This window comes from Larkinella insperata (assembly GCF_026248825.1).
Classification (GTDB): domain Bacteria; phylum Bacteroidota; class Bacteroidia; order Cytophagales; family Spirosomataceae; genus Larkinella; species Larkinella insperata.
Genome location: NZ_CP110973.1, coordinates 2,100,882 through 2,112,472 on the forward strand (window position 1 = coordinate 2,100,882; position 11,591 = coordinate 2,112,472).

Sequence of the window (11,591 nt, forward strand, 5' to 3'; positions counted from 1 at the left end):
ATTCAGAACGGGCGCGAAAACGAAACACCGGATTTGGTGGTTTTACGTTCACACGACCATCTTTCTACGCTCATGGACTTCGGAAAACTGCCCAACGTTGATACCGTTGACTTTACGTTACCGGCCGACTCGCCCTTCAATCAGACGGTTTGGGACAAGGTAGAGCCGGCCGCGGCTCCGGAAGTATTTATTGGCGGGCCGCTCTGGTCGAATAAAACGTACGTAGGCCGAATTTATCCGTCGCAGGCCAAAGAGCGGGATTTCCTGCATTATTACACCCAGCAATTCAATACCATTGAACTGAACAGCACGCACTACCAGATTCCGACGGCGGGGATGATCGAAAAGTGGAAAACCGAAGCCGCCAGTTCGTCGATCCGCCCCCGGTTTGTCTATTGCCCCAAGTTTCCGCAGGCCATCAGCCACGAGCGGGCGCTGGTGGCCGCCGAATCGCTGACGGAGGAATTCGTCAATGCCGTGCTGAGTCTGGAAGAATTTCTGGGCACCACCTTTCTGCAACTGCCGCCGAATTTCGGACCGGATAAATGGCCGGTGCTCGAAAAATACCTGAAAAGCTTGCCCGACGATCTGGAAGTGGCCGTGGAGTTTCGGCATCCCGACTGGTTTCGCAAACCGGGCGTCTGGCAGCAAACGCTCGAACGGCTTTGCGCCCTGCACCGCCATGTGGTCATGAGTGACGTGGCCGGTCGGCGGGATGTGCTGCACATGAGTCTGACCAGTCCGAATCTGGTGCTACGGTTTGTGGCGAACGATGGTCACCGGACGGATCAGGAAAGGGCCGACGCCTGGGTGGAACGCCTACACACCTGGTTTGGCAAGGGGCTGCAAACCGCTTATCTGTTTATTCACGGCGGGGAAGAAAACGACACGACACCCGACCTGATTCGGTACTGGGTGCAGCGGCTTAACGCCGTTTGCGGCCTGAACCTGCAGGAGCCAACGATTCGGCCAGAAGTGGTTCAGGGCAGTTTGTTTTGATATAGTTGTCCTGAGATTTGCTATCTTAGGATATTAAAGAACCGGGCTATGAATTATAAAGAACGAATCGTTGCTGATCATCAGATTATGCTGGGAAAGCCGGTTATCAAGGGAACCCGAATCACGGTTGAACTTTTGCTGCGCAAAATGTCTCAGGGGGCAGCGGTACAAGATTTGCTGGTTATGTATCCGCATCTGGAAGAGAAAGATATTCAGGCGGCTTTACTGTATGCTTCTGATGTGCTGGCTAACGAAGAGGTGATTCATTTGAACGCGGCATGATCATCGCCGATGAGAATATTGATCACACCCTCATTGAAGCAATTCGGGCGGCTGGCATTGAAACTGATTCTGTGTATGAAACCCGGCGAGGCATTCGGGATGAGGTTATCATTGAAGCGTCACGCAATCCGCCCCGCATCATTCTGACGGAAGACAAAGATTTTGGCGAATGGGTGTTTGCCCATCATGTGACAGACATTAGTGTTGTTTTCCTGCGTTATGATTTCAGAGACACGGGTCGAATGAAGGAAATTCTGGTAAAGTTGTTCATAAATAGAATAGAAGATTTGATTGGTTGTTTTACAACAATAACGGTTGACAAAATCAGAATACGGCGTATTCGTACCGACTAGCAACAATGTTTTGATTTTATAACGGGCCGGTTTACATTTGCCCTATGAATTCCGCAGAAACCATTCGTTACCATCATCATTCTGTCTGTTAGTACGGCAGAACGGATGCGTTTTTGGGGTTGAGCAACGAAACAACGAATTCCCGATACCAGACCCGGTTCTGCCACGAGCCGGGTTTTTTATTATGAAAACCGTCATAATCAAATACAACGCCGGAAATGTGCAGTCGGTTATGTACGCGCTGGACCGCATCGGCGCCAGTTACCTGCTGACCGACGACGAAGCCGAAATTCGCTCGGCCGATAAAGTGATCTTTCCCGGTGTCGGTGAAGCCAGTACCGCGATGGCCTACCTGCGCGAGCGGGGGCTGGACCGGGTCATCCCGTCTCTGAAACAGCCGGTGCTGGGTACCTGCGTCGGGATGCAACTACTTTGCCGGTATTCGGAGGAAGGCGATACCACCTGCATGGGCGTGTTCGATGTCGATGTCCGGCGGTTTCCGGCAACACCCGGTTTTAAAGTGCCGCACATGGGCTGGAATGGCCTGACGGAACTGAAAGGACCGCTGACCGAAGGGTTGCCGGATAATGCCTACGTCTATTTTGTGCACAGCTACTGCGCCGACGTTTGCCCGGAAACCACCGCGGTTTGCAACTACGTTCGGCCGTTTAGCGCCATGCTGCAGAAGGAAAATTTTTACGCGGCCCAATTTCACGCCGAAATCAGCGGCAACATCGGCCAGCGGATTCTGGAAAATTTTTTAAAAATAGATTTATAGACATGAGAAGATAGACAAGAGAATAAAGACGAACAAAAACCGTCAAAACATCCTCTTGTCTCAACTCTCTTGTCTTAACGGTCCGCCGTCGCGGCTCTTTTGTCTAAAAAAATGCACATTATACCCGCAATTGACCTCATTGATGGCAAAGCCGTCCGGCTGACGCAGGGCGATTACAGCCAGAAGAAAGAATATAACGCCCGCCCGCTCGAAGTGGCCCAGCAATTTGAAGATGCCGGTTTGACGCGCCTGCACCTGGTCGATCTCGACGGTGCCAAAGAGAAACGCGTCATCAACTGGAAAGTGCTGGAACTGATTGCGGGCAAAACCCGGCTGCAGATCGATTTTGGCGGGGGCGTTCAATCCGACGACGATTTGCGGATCGTGTTTGAATGCGGGGCCAAGCAGGTAACGGGCGGCAGCATCGCCGTTAAAAAACCGGACGTATTCGAGCGGTGGCTGAGTCAATACGGTCCGGAAGCGATCATTCTGGGCGCAGACGCTAAAAACGAGAAAATTGCGGTGAGCGGCTGGGAAGAATCCACGGAGGTCTGGGTGTACGACTTTGTGGAAAACTATGTGGAAAAGGGGATAAAATACGTGATCAGCACGGATGTTGCCAAAGACGGCTTGCTGGAAGGGCCGTCGTTTGAGCTATACCGGACCATGCAGGATCAGTTCCCCGCTCTGAACATCATCGCCAGCGGGGGCGTCAGCGGGATGCAGGATCTGGAGGTGTTGGCGGACATGAACGTTTTCGGCGTCATCGTTGGAAAAGCCATCTACGAAGGCCGGGTGGAGCTGAAGGAATTGTCGAAGTTTTTATAATGAGAACAGCTGTTACATAGAGTTTATGCCTAGTTAACTCTAAACAACGGCACTTTAACGTATGCTGACCAAACGCATCATTCCCTGCCTCGACATCAAAGACGGGCGGACCGTAAAAGGCACCAACTTTGTTAACCTGCGTGACGCGGGCGACCCGGTTGAACTCGGCGCAATTTATGCCCGGCAGGGGGCCGACGAACTGGTTTTTCTGGACATTACGGCGACCGTCGACGAGCGCAAGACGCTGATTGAACTGGTCCGACGGGTGGCGCATGTCGTCAACATTCCGTTCACGGTCGGCGGAGGCATTTCGTCGAAAGCGGACGTGTCGGCGCTGCTCAACGCCGGGGCGGATAAAGTTTCCATCAATTCTTCGGCGGTTCGGAATCCGGCGCTGGTGGATGAACTGGCGCAGGAATTCGGCAGTCAGTGTATTGTGGTGGCCATCGATACCCGGTTTGTCGACGGAGAACACATTGTTCATACGCACGGCGGGCGGAAACCGACCGAAATCCGGACGATTGCCTGGGCGAGAGAAATTGAAAGCCGGGGGGCGGGGGAAATTTTGCTCACGTCGATGGACACTGACGGCACCAAAGCCGGTTTTGCGCTCGAACTGACGGCGCAGATTTCCGGCGCGGCTAACATTCCGGTGATTGCGTCGGGCGGGGCCGGTTCGATGGAGCACTTTGTCGATGTGTTTACCAGCGGGAAAGCCGACGCCGGGCTGGCGGCCAGCATTTTTCACTTCAAGGAAATCGAGATTCCGGCCCTAAAGCGGTATCTGAGCAATCAGGGAATTCCCATGCGCACCACCGACTGACTTATTGGTCGTACAATAAATTAACCGGTCGGCTTCGAACTGCGGAAAACCGTCGGGAGTTGTGTATATTTGACTCTTACCTACAAAGCAAATGGAAAACCAAGAACCTGATCAGGAAGGTCAGATCAACGTTGAATTGACGGAAGAAATTGCGGAAGGCATTTACGCCAACCTGGCCATGATTGCGCATTCCAACAGCGAATTCATTATTGACTTTATCCGACTGATGCCGGGCGTTCCCAAAGCAAAGGTTAAATCCCGTATCATCCTGACGCCCGAACACGCCAAGCGTCTGTTGACGGCTTTGAAAGAAAATATTCGCAAGTTTGAAGACAGCTACGGGTCGATCAACGGTGCGGAAGAAGCCTTTCGGTTCCCGACACAGTTTGGCGGACCCATCGGCGAAGCCTAATTCGGTAATGTCCAGCGAAATACTGAAAATTAATTCACCGCGCGTTTGGGTTTTCCGTCCGGTTTGACTAATTTTGCACTCCTATTTTTGCGGAGGACTGTAGTAATACCAATTCTGATAAAATGCCTACGATACAACAATTAGTACGCAAGGGCCGCGAAAAGCTGACATTCAAATCGAAGTCACCGGCGCTGGACTCTTGCCCACAACGTCGTGGCGTGTGTACGCGCGTGTACACCACCACCCCCAAGAAGCCAAACTCGGCTTTGCGTAAAGTAGCCCGTGTGCGTCTGTCGCACGGCAAAGAAGTGAACGCCTATATTCCGGGCGAAGGCCACAACCTGCAGGAGCACTCCATCGTGCTGGTGCGCGGTGGTCGGGTAAAAGACCTTCCAGGGGTTCGTTACCACATCGTTCGGGGTGCGCTTGATACCGCCGGTGTAAACGGCCGGAAACAGGCTCGTTCGAAGTACGGTGCAAAACGTCCGAAACCAGGTCAGGTAGCGGCTCCGACGAAAGGCGGAAAAGGAGGAGGTAAGAAAAAATAAGTTACCCCTTCATTTTAAATTGACTGAGCGTTGAAAAGATGCGCAGCGCTTAGAGTAAGATTTATCATCTGAAGATCATGAGAAAGGCAAAACCAAAAAAGAGATACGTATTACCCGATCCTAAATTCAAGGAGACGCTGGTAACGAAATTTGTAAACAACCTCATGTACGAAGGGAAAAAGAGCCTTTCGTACGCCATTTTCTACGACGCGCTCGAGCTGGTTGAGAAAAAAACCAACGACAACGGTCTGGATATATGGAAAAAGGCGTTGAACAACGTAATGCCTTCAGTTGAGGTAAAAAGCCGTCGGGTGGGTGGTGCAACATTCCAGGTTCCAACGGAAGTGCGTCCTGATCGCAAAGTATCAGTAGGCATGAAATGGCTGATCAAGTATGCCCGTTCACGTGGTGAGAAAACCATGGTAGATCGTTTGGCTGCGGAAATCATAGCCGCATCAAAAGGTGAAGGCGCTGCCGTTAAGAAGAAGGATGACACGCACCGGATGGCTGAAGCCAACAAGGCTTTCTCGCACTTCCGGTTCTAATCCAACCGAGTTCGATTTATCAAAAAGGCCGCTCATTCCGAGTGGCCTTTTTGTTTAGAATGCCATCATAAATTCATTCAGGTTGGCTTCCGGTTCCAGATTCAACCGTTTCCGAAGTCGATACCGTTTCAGTTCAACCCCGCGTACGGTAATGTTGAGAAGTTTGGCGACCTCCTTGCTCGAAAGGTTCATGCGCAGGTAAGCCGCCAGCCGCAGGTCGTCGGGTGTCAACCCACTGTACTGACTGAGCAGCTGCTTGAAAAACTGCTCGTGGACCTTGTTAAAATTCTTCTCAAACACTTTCCAGTCCTGCCGGCTTGAAAGATTGGAATCAATCAGCTTGATCAATTGGTTAATATGTCCCGTCGCCCGATCAATGGCTTGCCGTTGCTGCACTTCGTCTTTCAGCTTCTCAACTTCGTCTTTTAACTTGATTAACAGGTCATTCTTGTGAATCAGATTCATAGTGGTGTTGGCGAGCTCTTCGGCTTTTCCAATGACATCCTGTTCCAGCTTTTCCTTTTGAAGCTGAATCATTTGCTGCCGGTGCCGTTCCTGCTCGCGGGCCAGCTTTTCCTCCATTTGCTGCCGTACTTTCAACTGGTGGGCGCTCACCTGTCGGCGGTGAACGTAAAAGCTCAGACCAACCGTCCCGCAAAGCAGCAAAAAATAACTCCAGTAAGCCCACGGGCTCTGGTACCAGGGCGGTAAAATTTCAAATGGTAGGGCTGTAAACGTACCGTCGGTGCTGGACCTTACCTGAAACGAGTATCGACCCGGCGGTAAGCTGGCGTAGTCTTTTTCGGCAACCCGGCTGAAATCAGACCAGTGATCGTCCAGTCCCACCAGTCGGTAACTGAACAGCGGCTCCTGAATCGACTCGGGTAAGCTAAACTGAAGGACGAGGTGATTTTCTTCGGCATCCAGAATCGGCGATGTTGACAACAGAGCAGCGGCATCACGAAACGTAAAGAACCGTTGTTCCGAGCCACTTACCACGGCTAGTTGCCGGATCAGCGGTTTTGTGGTCAGTTGCCGGTTACTCACCGTCAAAATTTCCTGGCGTGGCAGGAGGGCATACCCTTTTTCAAAGCACAACAGGTAATAAGCCGAGTCGAGCGGCACGATGTTTTCGTAGTCATCCATCCAGGAAAAATTGCTGACGGCAAACTCGGCTTTCAGGCCGTCGGGTCTGGCTACGAGCAGATTACCGTCCTGCCGCAGAAAGAGAAGTTCGTTTTTCCAGCCCGCAAAAACCCGCCGGATACCGCCGGAAATCCGAAAGTTGCGTTTCAGTTGTTCGTCTTTTGGATACGTTGGCGCCCACTTTAACCCGCTTACCTTCCGCAGATCGGGCGACAGTTTAACGGCATACACTCCATTATGAGCGTGGCGCAGCCAGATCTGACCGGCCGAATCTTCCCAAATTTCCCGGATGGGTTCGTTGAAGCCGCTTACCGTATGGCTAAACTGCCATCGTCCGTTACCGTCGCGCTGATAAACACACAGCCCCGTATAGGTTCCCTGGAGGGCCAATCCAGGACGGGAAGCCAGCGGATGCAGTCGCCAGCCACCCGCCTGTTGGGATAGCCGCTCCCAGCCACCGTCGGCCGCAATCCGGTACGTACCCGAATTGTGTCCGCACAGCAGTTGATCGTCCAGAACCGTTAAATCCCAGACCTGCCCCTGCGATCCTTCAACGAGGTGATAAACCGGCATCCCGGAAGGGAGAAAGTCGCTCCAGTAAACCCCGTGATTCGTACCTAAATAGAGCTTGTTGTGATACAGAACGGCATCGTAAGGGGTACCCAGCTGCCCGTTGGGATCGCTGTAATATTTCAGCGGGTAACTGAAAGAAATGGCGTCAATGCCGTCATCGAGTCCAGCCCATAAATTTTCCCGTTGGTCGAGCGTCAGCGAAAGGACGGTGTTATTTTGCAAACCTTCCCGCTGATTGGCGGAATACAGAATCGCTCCGGTGGTGTCCGTCACAACGATGCCGTTCAGAATGGTACCAAAAGCGTAGCGCCCATCCGGCAATGCCAGGCCTTTATTACACTGATACCGTTGCAGCAACTGACTGGCCGCGTGTTGAAAGCGGGCAAGCCGTCCATTGCGGTAACTAAACAACCCGTGGTCGTGCGTACCAATCAACAAACCGTCTGACCCAAGCGGCAGGATGGCATGAACCGCCGTTGTAGCCAACGATGCGGTGCCGGGAAGCGGCACAAACTTTCCATGGATCATTTCATACAAACCGCTTCCAATGGCCTGCAGGTAGTAGCGATTCTTGACGGCGTACAGAAAAAGGACGTTGCCCGGCAGATGAAGTTCTTCCATGCGGCCAAGGCGGTAAAGAAAGGCGGTTGAGAAAGACTGAAAGAAAACGAAATCCGGGCCGACGACGATATTCCAGATTTCTTCCTTCGCAAACCGCTTGCTGCGAATCAGCGTCGTCAAAGAATGATACTGAAGCTCGCCGGTTCGGTTGGCCTGCCAGTAGCCAATTTCGCCCAGCCCACCCGTAAAGATTTTCCCCCGCTGGTCTACCGCTATAGCACGGACAATCGCCTGCCTGGGAAGCCGGTAAAGTTTCCACCGGGTTCCATCAAATTCCAGCAGACCCTTGGAATTTCCGGCGTATAGAAATCCCGTCGTTGTATCCTGGCAGAGTGACCAGTTTTGGTTGTAAGCCTGGTAGTCCTGTTTGGAAAAATTACGGATGAAAGGAGCAAAGAAGCGATTCTCAGAAGCCGGAGCCGCAGCCGCTCCTGACAAGATAAAGAACCAGACAAGTGCAAGAAAATACTTATCCGGCCGATTAAAGAAACTCATGGTGATGGGTAACGGAAATTCTCGAAAAAATTTGCTAAAGGTACAACAGCTTCACTGCTAATGCATAAGGAAAGAAAATAAACCTATAAAGAGTGGTGTAACTACAAAATTAGTTAAAATGATGTAGTAGTGATGTACCGGTTTTGTAACACTATACGGCACCAGTTAGTTTATATTTGAGCTTCAAATAATAAAATAATTTACAGGAAAAGTTATGAAGAGGAGTATACAGCTTTTGACGCTACTCTTGCTACTGGTAACCCAAGCCTGGGCACAGCAAAGAGTCAGTGGGCGAGTGACTGATAGCGAAGGGACCGGCCTTCCGGGGGTGAGTGTTCAAGTTAAAAACACAACGCAGGGCGCCAATACCGACGCTAATGGGCAGTATAGCATTGAAGCCAATCAGGGTGATGTGCTGGTATTTAGTTTTATCGGCATGAAGACGGCCGAGCGCAGCGTAAGCGGTTCATCGCTGGATATTCAGTTGGAGGAAGATGTTACCACCCTAACGGAAGTTGTTGCGGTCGGGTACGGGGTTCAGCGGAAAGCAGACGTAACAGGTTCTATTTCGTCGGTCAAAGCCCAGGACATTGCCAGTCGACCGGTGGCTTCGGCTACGCAGGCGCTACAGGGCAAAGCCGCTGGGGTATTGATCACGACCAACCAGGGCTTACCGGGCGCAGCTCCGAACGTGCGGATTCGGGGTGTTGGAACCGTGGGAAACAGTAACCCGCTGTACGTGGTCGACGGTATGTTTGTGGACGACATCCGGTTTCTAAACCCTTCCGATATTCAGTCCATCGATGTCCTGAAAGATGCCTCTTCGCTGGCCATCTACGGAGTACGGGGTGCTAACGGGGTGGTGCTTATTACAACGAAAGGCGGCAAATCGGGCCGTACCGCCTTCAATTATGAAGGTTTCGCGGGCGTCACGCAACTCAGTAAAAAGCTAAAAATGACCAACGCCAGCGAATTTGCCACGCTGGTGAACGAAGTGGCGGTGAACGAGGGCGGGCAACCCAAGTTTCCAAACCCCGGCTCGCTGGGGGCCGGAACCGACTGGTTTGATTACATCTTCCGTACAGGTAGCATTCAAAACCACCAGATTACGGCTTCGGGCGGCAATGAGCGGGTGACGTTTAACGCGAGCGGAAGCTATTACGACGAAAAAGGGATCGTTCAGCAATCGGCCTATAACCGCTTGACGTTCCGGGTGAACAATACGTATAAACTGACGAGCAATTTCCGGCTTGGTAACAACCTAGCTTTCTCGCGGTCGCAGTCCAACAACATACCCGGCGGTATAGTACAAACGGCTTACAATGCCGACCCGACCATCGCGCCCATGAACGCCAACGGTTCTTACGGTTTTTCGAGCGTCAGCACCGTCGCCAACCCGGCGGCTACGCTGGCTTATGAAACTGATAACATCGTGAAAAGCGGTCAGTTAGTCGGTAATATCTACGGCGAACTGGATTTTCTGAAATCGTTCACCCTGCGTTCCAGCTTTGGGGTGGATCTGGGTCTGAACAATACCGGAATTTACCTGCCGCAGTATTTTGTTTCGGCCAGCCAGCGGAACGATCAGAGCAAACTGACGCGCGAATACGGTCTGAATACCACCTGGCTGTGGGAAAACACCCTGACATTTAATCGGACGTTTGGCAAAATCCATAACATTAATGCCCTGTTCGGAGCAACTGCCCAGAACACCCGGGCCGATTTCCTGCAGGGAATCCGGTTTAACGTACCGGGTTACAGCAACGATGTGAAATTCCTTTCGCTGGGAAGTACCGTCGGGGCACAGACAACGGACGTTCCGAGTTATGAATTTACGTACGCGTCCTACCTGTTTCGGGTGAATTACAACCTGATGGACCGCTACCTGTTGACGCTGAGTCTCCGGCGGGATGGATCGTCGCGTTTTCCGCCCGAAAGCCGGTGGGCAACGTTTCCGGCCGTTGGTTTGGGCTGGCGGATCATCGACGAATCGTTTATGAAAAACCAGCAGTTATTCAGCAACCTGAAATTGCGCGCCAGTTACGGAAAGCTGGGGAACACCAACATTCCTAACTACCTGTATTATTCCCGGATCACCAGCGGGTTGAACGGCATCTTCGGACCCGGGCAGAACATCCAGCAGGGAGCCACACTGGAAGGAATCAACACCTCTAACCTGATCTGGGAAACCGTAACCCAAACCGATATTGGTCTGGAAATGGGCTTCCTGAATAACCGGCTGACGGCGGAGATTGACTACTACAACCGGCAGACGTCCGACATGATTCTGAACGTTAACATCGGAAACGGTCGACAGGTACAGGCCAACGCTGCCAGCGCCTACAACCGGGGCTTTGAATTGACGGCGGGCTGGAATGATAACGTTGGCGATCTGAAATACAGCCTGAATGCCAACCTGACGACGGTACAGAACGAAGTCACCAACCTCGGTAATGGCGGTATTCCCATCATCGGCGGTAGCCTCGGTAACGGCCGGACGGCTACGCTGACGGATGTAGGTCGGCCTATTGGGGCCTTCTACGGCTATCGCATGGTTGGCGTTTTCCAGACGGCGGATGAAGTGCGGGGCAGTGCACAACCCGGCGCGCAGCCCGGTGACCTGCGGTATGAAGACGTTAACAGCGACGGGGTCATCAATGGCGACGACCGCGTTTACCTGGGAACGCCCATCCCAAAAATGTTCTGGGGCTTTAATACCAACTTTTCTTTCAAAGGCTTCGATCTGGGAATCGACTTTCAGGGATCACACGGGAACAAGATCTACAACGGTCGGCGGGCCGTGCGTTTCGGAAACGAAAACTACGAGCGGATCGCCCTGGAACGCTGGACCCCGCAAAACCCGTCGAATACGCAGCCACGCTTGACCAACGGCGGCCAGAACTATGAGGTGTCGGATTACTTCATCGAGAGCGGCTCTTTCGTACGGATTCGGAACATTCAGATTGGTTACACCCTGCCGTCGACGCTGCTGAGTTCGATCGGTATCCGTTCCGTCCGGGCGTACGTCAATGCATTGAACCCGGTTACGTTCACCAATTATTCCGGATTCTCGCCGGAAGTGGGCGGCAACGAAGGCAGCACTTTGAGCCGGGGTGTTGATCTGGACGTGGTACCGGTTTACCGGACAACGACCGTTGGATTACAAATTGGCTTCTAAATTTTAATAG

Annotated in this window: 11 protein-coding genes; 10 read left to right on the plus strand and 1 reads right to left on the minus strand. The window is 52.3% G+C overall.

Annotation, left to right across the window (positions count from 1 at the left end; genetic code table 11):
- Nucleotides 1-72 precede the first annotated feature (72 nt).
- The 9 genes from OQ371_RS08530 to rpsG all read left to right on the plus strand — a co-directional run bounded on the left by OQ371_RS08530 (nt 73) and on the right by rpsG (nt 5,568).
- Nucleotides 73-999, plus strand: a complete 927-nt coding sequence (locus tag OQ371_RS08530) for a DUF72 domain-containing protein (RefSeq protein WP_265994286.1) — start codon at nt 73-75, stop codon at nt 997-999.
- Nucleotides 1,000-1,047: 48 nt separating this feature from the next.
- Complete coding sequence (locus OQ371_RS08535; protein ID WP_265993357.1) at nt 1,048-1,281, plus strand: DUF433 domain-containing protein; 234 nt, start codon at nt 1,048-1,050, stop codon at nt 1,279-1,281.
- Nucleotides 1,278-1,634 (plus strand): DUF5615 family PIN-like protein, encoded by a 357-nt coding sequence (locus OQ371_RS08540; protein WP_265993358.1) that lies wholly within the window; start codon nt 1,278-1,280, stop codon nt 1,632-1,634. The genes OQ371_RS08535 and OQ371_RS08540 overlap by 4 nt, the downstream gene beginning before the upstream one ends.
- 184 nt (nt 1,635-1,818) lie before the next feature.
- Nucleotides 1,819-2,412, plus strand: coding sequence for an imidazole glycerol phosphate synthase subunit HisH (gene hisH, locus OQ371_RS08545; RefSeq protein WP_265993359.1), 594 nt, complete (start codon nt 1,819-1,821; stop codon nt 2,410-2,412).
- A gap of 111 nt (nt 2,413-2,523) precedes the next feature.
- Entirely contained in the window at nt 2,524-3,240 is a 717-nt protein-coding gene (gene hisA / locus OQ371_RS08550; protein WP_265993360.1) for a 1-(5-phosphoribosyl)-5-[(5-phosphoribosylamino)methylideneamino]imidazole-4-carboxamide isomerase, read from the plus strand.
- Nucleotides 3,241-3,301: 61 nt separating this feature from the next.
- Complete coding sequence (gene hisF, locus OQ371_RS08555; protein WP_265993361.1) at nt 3,302-4,063, plus strand: imidazole glycerol phosphate synthase subunit HisF; 762 nt, start codon at nt 3,302-3,304, stop codon at nt 4,061-4,063.
- A 91-nt stretch (nt 4,064-4,154) separates the two neighbouring features.
- Nucleotides 4,155-4,475: a DUF3467 domain-containing protein gene (locus OQ371_RS08560; RefSeq protein ID WP_265993362.1), complete on the plus strand. Its 321-nt coding sequence runs from the start codon at nt 4,155-4,157 to the stop codon at nt 4,473-4,475.
- A 122-nt stretch (nt 4,476-4,597) separates the two neighbouring features.
- On the plus strand, nt 4,598-5,023 hold the full coding sequence (gene rpsL / locus OQ371_RS08565) for a 30S ribosomal protein S12 (RefSeq protein WP_111626164.1): 426 nt from the start codon (nt 4,598-4,600) through the stop codon (nt 5,021-5,023).
- 77 nt (nt 5,024-5,100) lie between these two features.
- Entirely contained in the window at nt 5,101-5,568 is a 468-nt protein-coding gene (gene rpsG / locus OQ371_RS08570) for a 30S ribosomal protein S7 (RefSeq protein ID WP_111626165.1), read from the plus strand.
- 54 nt (nt 5,569-5,622) lie between these two features.
- Here the strand turns inward: rpsG and OQ371_RS08575 are convergent, their stop codons facing one another.
- On the minus strand, nt 5,623-8,403 hold the full coding sequence (locus OQ371_RS08575) for a triple tyrosine motif-containing protein (RefSeq protein ID WP_265993363.1): 2,781 nt from the start codon (nt 8,401-8,403) through the stop codon (nt 5,623-5,625).
- Nucleotides 8,404-8,617: 214 nt separating this feature from the next.
- On the opposite strand from OQ371_RS08575, the gene OQ371_RS08580 reads away from it, so the two are divergent.
- Nucleotides 8,618-11,581, plus strand: coding sequence for a SusC/RagA family TonB-linked outer membrane protein (locus tag OQ371_RS08580; RefSeq protein ID WP_265993364.1), 2,964 nt, complete (start codon nt 8,618-8,620; stop codon nt 11,579-11,581).
- The last annotated feature ends 10 nt before the right edge of the window (nt 11,582-11,591 follow it).

Coding starts and splice junctions, on each gene's coding strand:
- OQ371_RS08530 (WP_265994286.1), top strand. CDS start 73: ATGGACTTCGGAAAACTGCCCAACGTTGATACCGTTGACTTTACGTTA.
- OQ371_RS08535 (WP_265993357.1), top strand. CDS start 1,048: ATGAATTATAAAGAACGAATCGTTGCTGATCATCAGATTATGCTGGGA.
- OQ371_RS08540 (WP_265993358.1), top strand. CDS start 1,278: ATGATCATCGCCGATGAGAATATTGATCACACCCTCATTGAAGCAATT.
- hisH (WP_265993359.1), top strand. CDS start 1,819: ATGAAAACCGTCATAATCAAATACAACGCCGGAAATGTGCAGTCGGTT.
- hisA (WP_265993360.1), top strand. CDS start 2,524: ATGCACATTATACCCGCAATTGACCTCATTGATGGCAAAGCCGTCCGG.
- hisF (WP_265993361.1), top strand. CDS start 3,302: ATGCTGACCAAACGCATCATTCCCTGCCTCGACATCAAAGACGGGCGG.
- OQ371_RS08560 (WP_265993362.1), top strand. CDS start 4,155: ATGGAAAACCAAGAACCTGATCAGGAAGGTCAGATCAACGTTGAATTG.
- rpsL (WP_111626164.1), top strand. CDS start 4,598: ATGCCTACGATACAACAATTAGTACGCAAGGGCCGCGAAAAGCTGACA.
- rpsG (WP_111626165.1), top strand. CDS start 5,101: ATGAGAAAGGCAAAACCAAAAAAGAGATACGTATTACCCGATCCTAAA.
- OQ371_RS08575 (WP_265993363.1), bottom strand. CDS start 8,403: ATGAGTTTCTTTAATCGGCCGGATAAGTATTTTCTTGCACTTGTCTGG.
- OQ371_RS08580 (WP_265993364.1), top strand. CDS start 8,618: ATGAAGAGGAGTATACAGCTTTTGACGCTACTCTTGCTACTGGTAACC.